This window comes from Amycolatopsis cynarae, assembly GCF_026802195.1.
Taxonomy (GTDB): domain Bacteria; phylum Actinomycetota; class Actinomycetes; order Mycobacteriales; family Pseudonocardiaceae; genus Amycolatopsis_E; species Amycolatopsis_E rhizosphaerae.
In genome coordinates this window covers 3,419,862-3,433,235 of the sequence record NZ_CP113836.1, presented here as the reverse complement: position 1 = coordinate 3,433,235, position 13,374 = coordinate 3,419,862, and the positions used below count along the sequence as shown (strand labels likewise).

17 protein-coding genes and 1 pseudogene are annotated in these 13,374 nt (G+C 70.3%); 8 read left to right on the top strand and 10 right to left on the bottom strand.

Annotated features, from left to right (window positions below; genetic code table 11):
* Positions 1 to 7: 7 nt before the first annotated feature.
* Positions 8 to 1,204, top strand: a complete 1,197-nt coding sequence (locus ORV05_RS16465; RefSeq protein WP_268759379.1) for an MFS transporter — start codon at positions 8 to 10, stop codon at positions 1,202 to 1,204.
* Here the strand turns inward: ORV05_RS16465 and ORV05_RS16460 are convergent.
* Positions 1,182 to 2,726, bottom strand: coding sequence for a purple acid phosphatase family protein (locus ORV05_RS16460; RefSeq protein ID WP_268759378.1), 1,545 nt, complete (start codon positions 2,724 to 2,726; stop codon positions 1,182 to 1,184). The two genes, ORV05_RS16465 and ORV05_RS16460, sit on opposite strands and share 23 nt — an antisense overlap.
* A gap of 173 nt (positions 2,727 to 2,899) precedes the next feature.
* Here ORV05_RS16460 and ORV05_RS16455 point away from each other — a divergent pair, with 173 nt between their 5' ends.
* The gene (locus tag ORV05_RS16455; RefSeq protein WP_268759377.1) at positions 2,900 to 3,370 is read left to right on the top strand and encodes a hypothetical protein; all 471 of its coding nucleotides are present in this window, start codon (positions 2,900 to 2,902) and stop codon (positions 3,368 to 3,370) included.
* A 3-nt stretch (positions 3,371 to 3,373) separates the two neighbouring features.
* Here ORV05_RS16455 and ORV05_RS16450 read toward each other — a convergent pair whose 3' ends face one another.
* Genes ORV05_RS16450 through ORV05_RS16440 form a run of 3 tightly spaced genes read right to left on the bottom strand, consistent with a single transcriptional unit; the run spans position 3,374 to position 5,719 of the window.
* Complete coding sequence (locus ORV05_RS16450; protein WP_268759376.1) at positions 3,374 to 4,534, bottom strand: MFS transporter; 1,161 nt, start codon at positions 4,532 to 4,534, stop codon at positions 3,374 to 3,376.
* Complete coding sequence (locus ORV05_RS16445; RefSeq protein WP_268759375.1) at positions 4,534 to 5,139, bottom strand: phosphatase PAP2 family protein; 606 nt, start codon at positions 5,137 to 5,139, stop codon at positions 4,534 to 4,536. The genes ORV05_RS16450 and ORV05_RS16445 overlap by 1 nt, the downstream gene beginning before the upstream one ends.
* 31 nt (positions 5,140 to 5,170) lie before the next feature.
* Complete coding sequence (locus ORV05_RS16440; protein WP_268759374.1) at positions 5,171 to 5,719, bottom strand: Chromate resistance protein ChrB; 549 nt, start codon at positions 5,717 to 5,719, stop codon at positions 5,171 to 5,173.
* Between the two features lie 89 nt (positions 5,720 to 5,808).
* Between ORV05_RS16440 and ORV05_RS16435 the strand changes: the two genes are divergently transcribed.
* The 3 genes from ORV05_RS16435 to ORV05_RS16425 are packed head-to-tail and all read left to right on the top strand — an operon-like array spanning position 5,809 to position 7,355.
* A complete protein-coding gene (locus ORV05_RS16435; RefSeq protein ID WP_268759373.1) occupies positions 5,809 to 6,183 on the top strand; it encodes a hypothetical protein in 375 nt (124 codons plus the stop codon).
* Between the two features lie 54 nt (positions 6,184 to 6,237).
* Positions 6,238 to 6,888: a GntR family transcriptional regulator gene (locus ORV05_RS16430; protein ID WP_268759372.1), complete on the top strand. Its 651-nt coding sequence runs from the start codon at positions 6,238 to 6,240 to the stop codon at positions 6,886 to 6,888.
* Positions 6,885 to 7,355: an OsmC family protein gene (locus tag ORV05_RS16425; RefSeq protein ID WP_268759371.1), complete on the top strand. Its 471-nt coding sequence runs from the start codon at positions 6,885 to 6,887 to the stop codon at positions 7,353 to 7,355. The genes ORV05_RS16430 and ORV05_RS16425 overlap by 4 nt, the downstream gene beginning before the upstream one ends.
* A 24-nt stretch (positions 7,356 to 7,379) precedes the next feature.
* On the opposite strand, the gene ORV05_RS16420 is transcribed toward ORV05_RS16425, so the two are convergent.
* The 6 genes and pseudogenes from ORV05_RS16420 to ORV05_RS16400 all read right to left on the bottom strand — a co-directional run bounded on the left by ORV05_RS16420 (position 7,380) and on the right by ORV05_RS16400 (position 10,286).
* Positions 7,380 to 7,871 (bottom strand): YbaB/EbfC family nucleoid-associated protein, encoded by a 492-nt coding sequence (locus ORV05_RS16420; protein WP_268759370.1) that lies wholly within the window; start codon positions 7,869 to 7,871, stop codon positions 7,380 to 7,382.
* Positions 7,868 to 8,251 (bottom strand): type VII secretion target, encoded by a 384-nt coding sequence (locus ORV05_RS16415; protein ID WP_268759369.1) that lies wholly within the window; start codon positions 8,249 to 8,251, stop codon positions 7,868 to 7,870. The genes ORV05_RS16420 and ORV05_RS16415 overlap by 4 nt, the downstream gene beginning before the upstream one ends.
* A gap of 40 nt (positions 8,252 to 8,291) precedes the next feature.
* The gene (locus ORV05_RS16410; RefSeq protein WP_268759368.1) at positions 8,292 to 9,134 is read right to left on the bottom strand and encodes an ESX secretion-associated protein EspG; all 843 of its coding nucleotides are present in this window, start codon (positions 9,132 to 9,134) and stop codon (positions 8,292 to 8,294) included.
* 112 nt (positions 9,135 to 9,246) lie between these two features.
* Entirely contained in the window at positions 9,247 to 9,495 is a 249-nt protein-coding gene (locus tag ORV05_RS36500; protein ID WP_407652785.1) for a hypothetical protein, read from the bottom strand.
* 235 nt (positions 9,496 to 9,730) lie between these two features.
* Positions 9,731 to 10,108, bottom strand: a pseudogene (gene zapE, locus ORV05_RS36495) (cell division protein ZapE); the annotation flags it as partial.
* The gene (locus ORV05_RS16400; RefSeq protein ID WP_268759366.1) at positions 10,095 to 10,286 is read right to left on the bottom strand and encodes a hypothetical protein; all 192 of its coding nucleotides are present in this window, start codon (positions 10,284 to 10,286) and stop codon (positions 10,095 to 10,097) included. The pseudogene zapE and the gene ORV05_RS16400, both read right to left, overlap by 14 nt.
* A 201-nt stretch (positions 10,287 to 10,487) precedes the next feature.
* On the opposite strand from ORV05_RS16400, the gene ORV05_RS16395 reads away from it, so the two are divergent.
* Genes ORV05_RS16395 through ORV05_RS16385 form a run of 3 tightly spaced genes read left to right on the top strand, consistent with a single transcriptional unit; the run spans position 10,488 to position 13,295 of the window.
* A complete protein-coding gene (locus ORV05_RS16395) occupies positions 10,488 to 11,051 on the top strand; it encodes a YbaB/EbfC family nucleoid-associated protein (RefSeq protein ID WP_268759365.1) in 564 nt (187 codons plus the stop codon).
* A gap of 14 nt (positions 11,052 to 11,065) precedes the next feature.
* The gene (locus ORV05_RS16390) at positions 11,066 to 11,392 is read left to right on the top strand and encodes a type VII secretion target (protein WP_268759364.1); all 327 of its coding nucleotides are present in this window, start codon (positions 11,066 to 11,068) and stop codon (positions 11,390 to 11,392) included.
* A gap of 4 nt (positions 11,393 to 11,396) precedes the next feature.
* On the top strand, positions 11,397 to 13,295 hold the full coding sequence (locus ORV05_RS16385) for a hypothetical protein (protein WP_268759363.1): 1,899 nt from the start codon (positions 11,397 to 11,399) through the stop codon (positions 13,293 to 13,295).
* Positions 13,296 to 13,374: the final 79 nt, after the last annotated feature.

The following is a 13,374-nucleotide window of genomic DNA, read 5'->3' as shown; positions in this document are numbered from 1 at the left end:
GGGTCTCATGAAGGTGTGGCTCGCCGCCTGGCCGGTGATGGCGGTGTTCGTCCTGTCCAACGCGCCCACCCCGCTGTATGTCCTCTGGCAACGGTCCCTGGGCTTCTCCTCCGGTGTGCTCACGGCCGTTTTCGCCTGCTACATCGCGGGACTGCTCGGGGCGCTCCTCGTCGCCGGAGTGGTCTCGGACCGGATCGGCCGCAAGCCCGTGTTGCTGCCGGCCATCGCGCTGGCGATGCTCGCCTGCGTGCTCTTCGCGACCGCGGCCTCGGTGATCGTGCTCGCCCTGGCCCGGCTGCTCGCCGGGATCGCCGTCGGAGCCACGGTCTCCGCCGGGATGGCGGCGGTGACCGACGTCGCCGGTCCGGAGCGGAAGAGGACCGCGGCGCTGGCTTCCTCCGCGGCGATGGTGCTGGGCGCGGGCTCGGGGCCGTTGCTGGCCGGGGTGCTGTCCCAGACTCTGCCCGGGCCCACGGTCGTCCCCTTCGCCGTGGACGCCGTCCTGCTCGCCTCGGCCTTCGCCGTCGTCGCGCGGTTGCCGCTCGCCCGGCCCGCCACCGGCTCCGGCCCCAGGGTGTGGCTCAGGATCCCGTCGGTGGACCCACGCGGGCGCACGGCGGTACTGCTGGGCATCGCGGTGTTCGCTCCGGGGATCACCTCGACCTCGTTCGTGCTGGCACTGGGGCCTTCGGTGCTGGCGCAACTGCTGGGCGCCGGCAACCGGATCGTCGCCGGAACGCTGGCCTTCGTGATGTTCCTCGCCGCCACCGGTGTGCAGTTCGCGGTCCGGCGCCTGGGGGTCCGCGCCATCCTGACGGTCGGTGCACTGTCCACTGTGGCCGGAATGGTCATGCTGGTGCTGTCGGTGCGGCTCGCGTCGGTGCCCTTGCTCGCGGTGGCCGCGGTGCTCGCCGGAAGCGGGCAGGGGATGGGCCAGTTCGGCGGGCTGACCCTGATCAGCGCGAGCGTGCCCTCCACGCGGCTGGCCGAGGCCAACGCCGCGCAGAACATCGGCGGCTACCTCCCTGCCGCGGTCCTCCCGCTGGCGGCGGGTTTCCTCAGCGACGCCGCCGGGCTGCCCACCGGCACCACGGTGTTCGCCGCCGTGGTGGCCACGGCGGCACTCGCGGGTGCCGCCGTGGTCTCCGTGAAGGGCCGGGCCGCGGAAACGGCGCCGCTCCTCAGCCCCGCCGAGGCCGGGTGAGGGTGAACTGGTCGATCGGAGTGGTGGTGCCGTACGGCCCGGTCACCGCGTGATAGGTCACCGTCATGGTCGTGTTCCCGCCGGGACGGCCGGGATCGACGTCGAAGGAGGCGAAACCGTAGGAGTGGTCCGGGTCCCGGAAGGCCGACCAGGGCGCGTCCTCCAGCACGTAGATCGGCGGGCGCTTGCCGGTCGTGGCATCCGCCTTGCCGACGCCGGTGATCACCCGGCACTGGGCGGGGGAGAAGAACAACCGGTTCGACGGCGCGGAGGTGCCACCGCCGCCGATCACCATGTGCACCGTGCCGCGGCTGGTGTCGACCACGTCCGTGCGCGTGTCCACCGGGTTGGGCGTGCGGGTGTCGGTCGGCAACTGGCCGCGGATCGGGTGCGAGCGCTCGTAGTGGTGCTCGTGCCCGCACACCACCAGGTCGACGCCGTACCGGTCGAACAGGGGGATCCAGCTCTCCCGGATGCCGAGATCGGCACCGTTGAACTTGTCCACCGTGGAAATCGCGACCTGGTGCATGCACACCACGATCCAGTCGATGTCCGGATTGGACCGTGACCGCGCGAGTTCGGCCTCCAGCCAGCGCTGCTGCGCGCCCCCGGAATAGCCGTGCACGTAGGAGTTCCCGCCGTCCTGGTAGGCGATGTCGTCGTTGTTCAGGCTGATCACGCGCACCGCGCCGGCGGTGAAGGCGTACCAGAGTCCCTTGAGTTCGGCGTCGGCACCGGAATCGGGCACGGAGAAGTAGGTCTGGTAGGCCCCGTAGCCGATCGGGCCGTTGCCCAGTTCGTTCTCGTGGTTGCCCGCGGCGGGCATCCACGGCCGGTACCGGGCGGAGCGGGTGTTGTTGGTGAACCAGTCCGACCAGGTCCGGATCCGGTCGGTGGACAGGTTGGCGTAGCACAGGTCGCCGTTGACGAGGTTGAACAGCGGCGCCGCCGCTTCCACCGCCGCCGTCACGTCGCCCGCGAACGGCGAACCGAGGTTGTCGTTGACGTAGGTGGTGCCCGACAGCTTGCCCAGCGTCGGAGTGCCCTGGTCGCCGAAGCTGGTGAACCGGAACGGCGCACGGCCGCGCGGTGCGGTGCGGACCGTGCCCAGTTCGGGGGCGGCCCCGCCGTGCTGTGCGGCGTAGACGTAGTCGGTGTCCGGGCGCAGGTTCGCCAGCCGGGCGTGGTGCACCCGCACCTCGGTGCCGGACTTGGCGTCGCGGTAGGTGGTGGTGTCCGCGTCCACGCTGTGGCCGAACCCGCCGTCGATGCTGCCGAGCAGCACGCGCGGCCGGGACACCGCTTCGGTCGTGTGCCAGGAGACCACGACCTCGCGGGAGGCGTCCGAACCGAACTGGAGGTGCAGGCCGGCCACGGGCGGGGCGCCCAGGGTGCCGGGCCGCTGCCACAGCAGGGGTGACGCGGCGGCCGCCCCGGGCGTGCCCAGCAGGACGGCGCCGCCGACACCGGCGGTGAACAGACCGCGCCTGCTGAGGGCCGGGGATCCATCGGAAGCTGTCATGGTCTGCAGATCCTCAGCCCCGCACGTGAACAGCCCCACCAGCGCGGGATGAACAGCAACCGACACCGGGCGCCTCCACCGTCCCGCTTTGGCGTTCGATGTCTGTTCTGTCCTGTTAGGACGCCGAGATCCACTGACGGAGGGTGTCAGTGGATCGGGCCTACGCTCCGGGCATGACGAGCACTGGCACACAGGCGAGCGCGTTCGACTTCCTCGCCGGCACCTGGGATGTGCGCAACCGCTGGCTGACCGATTTCCTCGACGAGACGAGCGGCTGGGAGGAGTTCCCGGCCGTGAGCCGCGGTACGCGGCACTTCGACGGTGCGGCGAGCTTCGACGAAATCGAGTTCCCCACTAAGGGATTCGCCGGCCTGACACTGCGCCTGTACGACCCGGCCCGCGACGAGTGGTCCCTGTACTGGGCCAGCAGGCGCACCGGCACCCTGTTTCCGCCCGTAGTGGGCCGGTTCGAGGGGGAGCGTGGAGAGTTCTACGGGGACGACACCCATGCCGGGCGGCCCGTTCGGGCCCGCTTCGTGTGGTCGGGGATCACCGCGCGCACCGCACGGTGGGAACAGGCGTTTTCCACCGACGGCGGGCTCACCTGGACCACCAACTGGATCATGGAGTTCACCCGGCGCTGACGGTCACGGGGTGGGTTCCGGCCCACGCGGGCCGAGCGTGGCCAGCCCGGCGACGAGCAGCAGGGCGGCCAGACCGAGGAACCCGGCCTCCGGGGAGAGGCTCGCCGCGAGCGCGCCGGTCACCAGCGGGCCGCCCGCGTCGCCGAGTTCACGGCCGACTTCGGCCGCGCCCATCGTCTGTCCGAGCCGTTCGGGCGGGGTGGACGCGGCGAGGTGGGCGAAGGCGACCGGCGTGGCCAGGCCGACTCCGGCGCCGAGGAGGACCGCTGCCGCGAGAATCCCCACTACACCGGGGATGAAGGCGGCCGTAACCAGCCCGCCCGCGGCGAGCACGAGGCCGCCGGTCATGCCCGCGGCCGCGGTCAGATGCGCGCGGTCCAGGGCACGTCCCGCCCAGGGCTGCACGAGGGCGGAACACAGGGCGAGCACCGACACCGCGGCTCCGGTGACGACCGCGTTGAGCCCGGCCGCCGCCCCGGCGACGGGCAGGAAGCCGACCCCCACGGCGAGCGCCGCGGTGGTCGCGGCCAGGGTGACGGTGGGGCGCAGGAACCCGGGACGGCCCAGGCGCCGGACGAGGTCGAGCACGGTCTGGCGGGTGCGGGGCAGCGGCGGCGCGGCGGGGACGGCGAGCAGGGCCCAGGGGGTGACGGCCAGGGCCAGCGCGGCGAGGGTGCCGAACAACAGGGGAAACCCGCCCGCCGTGACCAGGGCCCCGCCGAGCAGCGGACCCAGCGTGTAGCCGATGCTCTTCCACGCCCCGTACCCGCCGAAGGCGCGGCCGTGCCGTTTCGGCGGGGAAAGCCGGGCGACGAGTGCTCCGGCCGCGGGGGAGAACGCCGCGGCCGCCGCACCCTGTCCGAGCCGGGCCAGTCCCACCAAGGCGGGATTTCCCGCCAGCACGAACGCCGCCGAGGCGAGCGCGAAGGCGAACAGGCCGCCCAGCAGCAGCGGCCGCGGGCCGATCCGATCGGCCAGCGAGCCGAACACCGGTTTCAGCACCACCTCGGCCCCGTCGTACACCGCGAGCAGCACGCCCAGCGTGAGCAGGGAGGCGTGCTCCTCGCGGGTGTAGGCGCCCAGGCTGGCCGCGATGCTGTGCGCGCCGAACGCGGTGACGAACCCCGCCGCGTACAGCGGCCACACCGTCCGCTGCGTTTCCATCAGTCCGCCGCCGATGCCCTGTCCCCGGCGGCGGTGAGCACCGGCCGCAGCGGGGTGTGTTCGGCGCGGTCGACCAGCCCCACCAGCGTGCGCCGCAGGAGGAGGAAACCGAGCAGCACCACGGCCGCGCCCAGCAGCAGCCCGGCGAGCACGTCCTGCGGATAGTGCGCGGCGATGTAGACGCGCGAGAAGGCCATCAGGAGCGCGGCCACCGTGCCGATCCAGCCGAGCGTCCGGTTCACCAGGAACCCTCCCGCGGTCACCGCCCCGGCCATCACCGCGTGATCGCTCGGGAAGGACGGATCGATGTTGGGATGGGCCAGGACGAGGATGCCGCTCAGGGCGGAGTACGGGCGCGGTTCGCCCACCGCGGCCGAAAGCGGCTGGTTGAGCCCGAGCGCGAGGAGCATCCCCAGCGGGGCCCAGAGCGCCGCCGCCATCCGCGCCGGGTCCGCCTGCCGCCGCGCCGACCACCATCCGGCCAGCAGCAGCGCCGCGAACAGTGCGATCCCGTACGTGGCGTAACCGAAAACGGCCCCGTGCAGCCAGGCGGTCGCCTTGGCGAAGTCGTTGACGGTCAGGAACAGGCGTGTGTCGAGGTTCATTTCCGGTCCAGGGGTTCGGCCGCAGGGGAGGTCACATCTGGTGCAGGGCTTGGAAAACCTGCTCGGTGTAGCCGGCCAGCCGCTGCGCGCAGCGCTCGAGCCACTGCTCCGCTTCGGCCGCCGACGGCGCGCCGAACACGTCACGCGCCTTCAGGTCGCGGTGCCACCGGCGCAGCCGTTCGAGGCTCTGTTCCTCTTCCTCGAGTTCGGCCAGAGTGAACTTGGCGGTGCGGATTTCCTTGTCGATCTCGGCCTCGAACTTGCCGCAGTCGGCCAGGAACTCCGTCCACTCCTCCTGCCGCTCCGCGGTGAACAACTGCTCCAGCCGGGTGGCATCCCTGTCGTCGCGACCGGCCGCGTCCAGCACGACCACTTCGCCCGAGCCGCGCTGGGCCAGTTCGGTCACCCGCGCCACCCCGGCGGTGAATCCGGGCACGTCCGGCACGGCCCAGATGCCCTGGCCCAGCGACAGCGCGCCGACGCGGCGCAGTTCCCGCCACACCGCCACCCGATGCCGCGAGGGTTCGGCGGGCACCCGCACCACCAGCACCAGCCACCGGTCATGTTTCCCGTCGGTCACACGGCTGAATGTAGCAACTGTTACTTCCAGTGCTGTATCCGGTGCTATTCAAGCCGGAAAAGGGGGCTCCGCCCGATTATGCTCCGGGGATGGGTACCGAAACCCTGGTGACAGCGGGGAGTTTCACCCCTGGGCAGATCGCCGTAACGGCGGTTGTCACCGGAGTCGTCGCGTTCGCCGCGGCGCTGTGGCGCCTGCCACGGGGGGCGTGGGCAGACCGGGTGGCCGTCGGCGTCCTCGCGGGAGCCTCGGTGTTCCTGTGGCGGATTTCGGCGAACATGCCCGAACTCAACAGCGACGGCCTGCCGGGTTTTTCCGCCGCGGACTGGCTCGCTCCGGTGATGACCTACCTTTTCCTCTCCGTTTACGCCGACCTTCGCGTCCCTGCTGACGCCCCGCGCTACCGCCAGACGCGCGCTCTGGCGGTGATCGCGAGTCTCGTCGTCGACGTGGTCACTCTCTGAGGTGTTCCTCCGGTGGGCTGGACGAGGAGAGTTTGTATACATAGTATCCAGAGCATGCAAGTAGCGACGGTGTACGACCGGGTGCGTGAGCTGATCGTTTCCGGCGTGTACCCGCCGGGCAGGCCGGTCCTCGAGCAGGACCTGTCGGAACGGCTCGAAGTCAGCCGGACGCCGGTGCGGGAGGCTCTGCGGAGGCTGGAAAGCGACGGCCTGGTGCGGGGTGCGCGGCGCGGGGTGACTGTGGTGGAACTGGACCGGAAGGCGCTGCGCGACGCCTATCAGGTCCGGGCTTCCCTGGAGGGCCTGACCGCGGAACTGGCCGCGGCCCGTCAGCGGGCGGGGGAGTTGCCCCCTGCCGAGCTGACCCGTCTCGTGGCCTGCGCCGACCGGGCGGACCAGGCGAGCAAGGCCGGTGACCTCAGCGAGGGGATCCGGCACAATCGCGCCTTCCACCGGGCGATCGCGCTGCTGGCAGGCAACCCGCTCGCGCTGGATCTGCTCGACCGGGTGTGGGACCAGATCATCGTGTCCACGCGTGCGGTACTGACCGAGCCCGAGGGGCCGGGCAGGGCGGACGGCGAACACCGCGCCCTGATCGCCGCCATCACCGAGGGCCGTCCGCAAGCAGCCGCCGCGAGCGCTCGCGACCACATCGCCGCCACGGCCCGTGCCGTGCTCGGCCCGAACGAAGGGGAAGCACCGTGAACAAGGAACACCAGTATGAGGTCACGGTGACGTGGACCGGCGACACCGGCAGCGGCACCTCGTCCTATCGCGCCTACCGCCGGGACCACGACGTCCGGACCGGCGACAAGCCCGTCATCGAGGCCAGCTCCGATCCGGCCTTCGACGGCGACCCGCGACGGTGGAACCCTGAGGACCTGCTGGTCGCCTCGCTGTCCCAGTGCCACATGCTGACCTACCTCGCCCTGTGCGCCCGCAACGGTGTGGTGGTCACCGGTTACCGGGACACCGCGCGGGGCACGATGCGCGAAACCGCCGGCCACAGCGGGCATTTCACCGAGGTGGTGCTGGCGCCGGTGGTGACGGTGACCGAGGCCGCGATGGTGGACAAGGCGACGGCACTGCACCACGACGCGCACGAAACCTGCTTCGTGGCGAATTCGGTGAACTTCCCGGTGCGGGCCGTGCCCGAAGTCCGCCTTCCCTGACCCGGGAAGCCGGACTTCGGGACCTCACCAGGGGTTGTTGTCGTCGTCCTCTTCGGGCGCCGGCGCCGCCTTCCCCGTGGCCGGGGGCTCGTCCTCGCCTTCGTCCGGTTCCTCGTCCGTCTCGAGGTCGGGGAACCGGACGCGGAGGTTGTCCACCATCATCGCGTGCGTCTGCGGGTCCTCGTCGCCGATTTCCTCGGTCAGCACCTCGCCGACCCGGTCGGCGATCCTGGCCTGCGCCCGCCGCATGGTGGTGAGGATCTGCGCGGACAACTCGTCCAGCGGCATGCTCCGGGCACGCCCGGTGAGCACCAGATCGGTGATGCTGCCGTCCGCGCGTACCGTGACCCGCACCGAGCCGTCACTGTTGGCCGAGGACAGCCGGATCTCCTCGGTGCGCTCCTGCGCGGCGCGGTAGCGGTCGGCCTTGGCCGCCAGTCCCTCCGCCCAGGCGTCGATGCTCGCCGCAGCCTGCTCCGGGTCGCGCATCAGGCCGTCGAGTCCTCCTGCCGTCATGCTTCCGTCTCCCGGGCGAGCACGCCGATCCGGAAGTGCGGGTTCCTGGTCGGCGTCGACGGCGTGGTGTCGTCTTCCCGCAGCTGCGCTTCGAAGGGAGCGGCGTTGGTCTGGTCCTGTTCGTCGTAGCTGCCCGCCGCCGTCCGGACGTTGTCCGCGGTGGTCTTCATGCCGTCCACCGCGGCCTTGAGCGCGTCGGTGGCGTTGTCCTGCGTGATGGCCCGCACGATGGGCGGCAGGAATGCGCACAGCACACCGTAGGCCTCGTCGTCCATCGCCACCTGATTCGCCGCCGCGACCGCGGTGTCGAGCCGGTCCACCAGACCGTCGAGATGGCTGGCATGCGCGCGTAGTTCGTCGGGTACCACCGTGAACGACATCGCGCCCCCCTTTCCTTCACTGCCGATTTTCTGGGCTTGCTCAGTAGACCTCGGAGATCAGCCGTTGCACGGCGCCGGCCGTCTGGGCGCTGGTCGCCGGGCTGTAGCGAGCGGTCATCGTACCGCTCTGATCGGTACTGGTCTCGACCAGATAACGCCCGTCTTCGGTGTCGAGCCAGGTGAGCGGAGTGCCCGTCCGGCGCTCCCCGTGGCGGGTGCGGCCGGTGGCCACGAAGTAGCCTCCGCCGAGGCGGGGCGCGGAAAGGACCTCGGTCAGCAGTTCCTCGTCGTTGGCCCTGAAGCCGCGCGGGGCGGTTCCGGGCTCGACGAGTTCCCCGACCTGCAGGGAACCGAACGCCTCGGTCTCCTCCTCGTCGAACTCCTCCTCGGCCTGACGGCGGGCCGCCATGGCGGACAACTCCCGGGTCGCCTCCTGACGCACGGTGAGCGGCCCGCCCGGGGCGGCCGGGGTTTGGGGCAGGGCGCTGACGAGGACGTCCACCAGTTCGTCGTCGGGGAACAGCACCCAGCGCAGGACGTTCTCCTCGTCCAGTTGCGCGATGAGCAGTGCCTGGGCGCCGTCGGTGACGGCCAGCAGCGCGATGTCGCCGGTGCGCTTGTCCGTGCCGCTGACGGCGACCGAGAGATGGTGCCGTCCCAGTAGTTCGAAGGCGAGTCTGACCTGGCTGTGCAGCTCGCCGGAGACGGACAGCCCCCGCTCCTCCATCGCCAGGTACACCTGCTTGCCAAGCCTGGCGTACCGCACCGGATCCAGCGTGGTGTTGCCGATGCGGAGGGGGAACTGGCGGACGTCGACATCCATCGCGCGGCCGAGGATGCTGGCCTCGACGGTGTCCAGTGTGAAGTCGAACCGATTCGCCATCGGCGGAGAGGTTACCTTCCTGCTACCCGGAGCGCCTGCGGGGCCTTCCGGTCACGGTGTCCGAAAAGGACTGATCGGGTCCGCGCGCGGATGCGGGCCGCGGACAGGATCACTATCCCGCCCCGCGGCGGGTGCGGGCCACCTGGGGGTGCGCCCGAGGCGCCGTGGTGTTGGGCACAGAGCGGAAAGAATGTCCGACCGGACCGTCGATGAGGGCATTTTCGGGCAAACGCCGGGACGGTTGGTGCGGGGCGGCGGCGACCTGGCGGAGCAGGGAAAGCCGGCTGGCGGTGCGGGCGATGTCGCGGGCGAGATCCGGGCCCGCGAGCACCTCGCCGAGCGGGACCGGTCCGGCCAGCACCAGCGGCAGCTCCCGGTCGCACAGGATGTCGATCAGATTGACGAACCGCTGGCGCGTCCCGGGCGGCGATCGCGTGCGAGCGCAGCGGCACCAGCGTCGCTTCGGCCTCCGCTGGGGGCACCAGGCCGAGCCCGGCGAGGTGCCGGTCGTCGCCGGGAGAGGCGAACATCCCGGCGGCGAAACCCGCTTTCCCGGCACCACCGGAACGGCGGTAGTCCCGGGGACCGGCCACCTCGAAGACGTCCAGATGAGTCTCGAGCAACTGGATACCCGGCAGGAATCGGTCGTGGAACAGCGGATCGGGCAGGAGCCCGGACGGTGGGTAGTTCGAGGTGCAGACCAGTACCACGCCGCGGGCGAACAGGTCCCGGAGCAGGTGGGTGGCGTGCATGGCGTCGCCGACGTCGTGCACGTGGAACTCGTCGAAGCACAGCAGGCGGCAGCCCGCGAGCAGGTCCGACACCGCGTGGGCGATCGCGTCGTGCTCGTCCCGGTGCCGCCGGACGGCGAGATGCAGCGAGCGGAAGAAGTCGTGGAAGTGCACGCGTTTCTTCGCGGGCCCGGGGACGGCGGCGAAGAACGTGTCGAGCAGCCAGGTCTTACCCCGGCCCACCGGTCCCCACAGGAACAGTCCCCGCGTCCCCTTGGGGGCTGCGCCCGGCCAGGTCCGCGGCCAGGGCGGCGAGCCTTGCGGCGGCGGCGGTCTGGGCTTCGTCCAGGGTGAAACCCGCACCCGCCGCCCGCGCCGGAAACTCCTCGCAGCACGGCCGCCGCTCCGTCGCGCTCGCCATGGTGATCAAACTAGACCGGCCGGGCCGGTGCCCCCACTGAATGAGACGAGGTTCGCTCGGGCAGCTTTCGAGGGACTTCCGGACGATCTTGATCTTGGCCCGTGTCGTTCACCTGGGTGAGGCGCTGCTGTCCCCTGGCGTTCAACAGCCGGTGCTGTACTCACGCGCACCAGTCATCTTTCCCTGGGGACAAGGCAGACATTGACACAAATCGATCAGCCCGGCGGCGCGGACCCGATCGCCGAGTTCACCGCCGAGCTGGAACAGATCAAGGCCAAGGCCGAAGAGGTACAGGAGCTCGTCCGGACCGCGTCGGCGACCGTGCGGTCCCCGGACGGCGCGGTGACGGTGACCGTGGGCGCGACCGGAGCGCTGACGAACATCGCCTTCGGGCCCCGCGCCTACCAGCGGCCGCCGGAAGCGCTTTCCGGCCTGGTGATGCAAACGCTCGGCGCCGCGCAGAAGCAGGTCGCCACCCAGGTTTCGGGGGCCTTCGGTGGCCTGGTCGGCGAGAATTCGGCCGCGATGGAGGTCCTGGAGGAGTTTCTGCCGCGCGATCCCGAAGACGGTGACGACGGCACCGACTCCGAAGCGGCTTCCTTCGCCCGGCCGACCGCGCCCGAGGACGTTCGCCCCGCCCCCGCTCCGCGGCCGGTCGCCCCGCCGCCCCCGCCCGCCGCGCCGCAGGAACCCCCGCGGCCGCCGCGCCGTCCCACCACGCGTCCGCCCTTGGACGAGGACGACGACTTCACCAATCCCTGGTAGCAGAGAGGAATCCGGTGGCCCAGAACGGTTACCAGGTCGACCCGCAGGAGCTGGGCAAGTTCGCCGGCTACCTGAAGGGCACCACCGCCCCCGCTGTGGAGCAGGCGTCGAGCGGAGTGCACGACGCCAACGGCTTCGACAACAGTGCCTTCGGCATCTTCGCCGCGCAACTGCTGGCGGTCCCCGCCCGGATTGCGATGGGGGTGGTCGGCGACCAGCTGTCGAAGCTGTCGAAGGAGATGACCGACGCGGCCGACCGCACGCAGACGGCCGCCGACACCTACACCCAGCACGACCAGAACGTCGCCGCCGATCTGGGCACCTTCAAGGCGGAGGTCTGAACTGATGGCCGTGCTCGATGTGACGTCCTCGAACGCGACCAGCGGCGCCGGCGTCGTCGACAGCTGGAACAGCGTCGCGAAGGCGTGCGAAGAGATCAAGACCGCCCACGGTGGGGACCGGGCAGCGCTGGCCGTGGAAATCGGGGTGGGCGTCGCCAGTGGCGTCCTCGACACGATCGCCTTCGTGATGGACCCGCTGGCCAAGCTCATCGCCGCCGGTCTCGGCTGGCTGATCGAACACGTGTCGTTCCTGCGCTGGCCACTGGACCAGATCGCGGGCAACCCCGACCAGATCAAGGTCATCTCCGACCGCCTGCACAGCATCGCCGAGGACCTGCGGAACACGGGCGCCGATCTCGACACCGCACTGGGCTCGATGATCACCCAGTGGCAGGGGGCGGGCTACGAGAGCTTCCGCGGCGAAATGGACGGCCACAAGGCGCACATCGACGCCCGGGCCAAGTCGGTCGACATCTCGGGCTACGTGGTCGAGACCACCATGGCGCTGATCTCGGCGGTGCGGAACCTGTTCCGTGACATCATCACCACCCTGCTCGGCGACATCATCTCGACCATGCTCATGGCGCTGGCACTCGCGGTGCCCACCTTCGGTGCCTCGGTGGCGGTCGGGACGACGAAGGTGGTGGTCGAGAGCACCGTCCAAACCGCCTCGCTATCGGCCAAACTGGCGAAGGTCGGTGCCTTCGCCAGCCGGGTCGCCGGCCGCCTCAAGCAGCTCGCGACCATGGGCAAGGAGGACGACGCGATCAGCCTGAACTCGGTGCGGCATCCCGAGGGCGGGGGAGCGAGCACCCACGGCGGACCCACCACGAACACGCACGCCGGCGACGACGTGACGACGACCCGCCCCGGCGACAACCATTCGGGTAATCAGCATCCGGCGGATAACGAGTCGGGTAATCAGCATCCGTCGGATAACGAGTCGGGTAATCAGCATCCGTCGGATAACGAGTCGGGTAATCAGCATCCGTCGGATAACGAGTCGGGTAATCAGCATCCGTCGGATAACGAGTCGGGTAATCAGCACCCGGCGGATAACGAGTCGGGTAATCAGCATCCGTCGGACAATCCGCCTCCGGCTCGTCCGAACGACGAGGGCGGCGGCAGTTCCGGCAACTCCACGAGGCCGGACGAGGAGGACCCCTTCCAGACGTGGCTCGCCGCGGACAACCACTTCAACGGCTCCGGGGCGGCGTCGCACGACACCCCATCGGTGACGCATCCCGGCGACTCCCCGACGGCTCAGCCGCATCCCAACGGTGAGAATCCGGGGAACCAGCACACCCCCGACAACGGCGGAGGCTCGCAGCACCCTGCCGACAACCCGTCCACCAACGATGGCTCGCACCAGGGCGACAACGCCGGTAACGGTCACCAGGGCGACAACGCCGGTAACGGTCACCAGGGCGACAACGCGGGTAACGGCCACGAAGGTGACAACGCAGGTAATGGTCACCACGGGGACAACGCCGGTAATGGCCACCAGGGTGACAACGCGGGTAATGGTCACCACGGGGACAACGCGGGTGACGGTCACCAGGGGGAGGCTCAGCCGAAGCCCGACCCGAAGTCGGGACTGAAGGACTACGACGTCTCCGTCTTGAAGAAGCACGAGCAGTGGCTCAAGGACACCTTCGGCAAGGAGACGACCGACAAGGCGAAGTTCGTGGACACCTGGGTCAAGAAGCACGAGCCCGACCTCTACCCGGTGGTCAAGGGGCTGGCCGACGCGAAGAGCAGCAAGAACTGGATCGGCTGGATCAGCAAGGACATCGTCAACGTCGACAAGCAGCTGACCGACATCCAGAGCCGGGCCGAGGAGGCCTGGAACAAGTCCGACGAGAAGTGGCGGGAGACCCACCCCGATCCCACCACGCTCTGACGGTTCGCGAAGAGGGGCCGCGGGAAAATTCCCGTGGCCCCTTTTCTTGTGTTTGTAGATAGAACGTGTCTTGTGGGCG

What these genes read in the sequence shown, in the direction of transcription:
- ORV05_RS16465 (WP_268759379.1), top strand. Translation starts at nt 8, where the DNA reads ATGAAGGTGTGGCTCGCCGCCTGGCCGGTGATGGCGGTGTTCGTCCTG.
- ORV05_RS16460 (WP_268759378.1), bottom strand. Translation starts at nt 2,726, where the DNA reads ATGACAGCTTCCGATGGATCCCCGGCCCTCAGCAGGCGCGGTCTGTTC.
- ORV05_RS16455 (WP_268759377.1), top strand. Translation starts at nt 2,900, where the DNA reads ATGACGAGCACTGGCACACAGGCGAGCGCGTTCGACTTCCTCGCCGGC.
- ORV05_RS16450 (WP_268759376.1), bottom strand. Translation starts at nt 4,534, where the DNA reads ATGGAAACGCAGCGGACGGTGTGGCCGCTGTACGCGGCGGGGTTCGTC.
- ORV05_RS16445 (WP_268759375.1), bottom strand. Translation starts at nt 5,139, where the DNA reads ATGAACCTCGACACACGCCTGTTCCTGACCGTCAACGACTTCGCCAAG.
- ORV05_RS16435 (WP_268759373.1), top strand. Translation starts at nt 5,809, where the DNA reads ATGGGTACCGAAACCCTGGTGACAGCGGGGAGTTTCACCCCTGGGCAG.
- ORV05_RS16430 (WP_268759372.1), top strand. Translation starts at nt 6,238, where the DNA reads ATGCAAGTAGCGACGGTGTACGACCGGGTGCGTGAGCTGATCGTTTCC.
- ORV05_RS16420 (WP_268759370.1), bottom strand. Translation starts at nt 7,871, where the DNA reads ATGACGGCAGGAGGACTCGACGGCCTGATGCGCGACCCGGAGCAGGCT.
- ORV05_RS16415 (WP_268759369.1), bottom strand. Translation starts at nt 8,251, where the DNA reads ATGTCGTTCACGGTGGTACCCGACGAACTACGCGCGCATGCCAGCCAT.
- ORV05_RS16410 (WP_268759368.1), bottom strand. Translation starts at nt 9,134, where the DNA reads ATGGCGAATCGGTTCGACTTCACACTGGACACCGTCGAGGCCAGCATC.
- ORV05_RS16400 (WP_268759366.1), bottom strand. Translation starts at nt 10,286, where the DNA reads ATGGCGAGCGCGACGGAGCGGCGGCCGTGCTGCGAGGAGTTTCCGGCG.
- ORV05_RS16385 (WP_268759363.1), top strand. Translation starts at nt 11,397, where the DNA reads ATGGCCGTGCTCGATGTGACGTCCTCGAACGCGACCAGCGGCGCCGGC.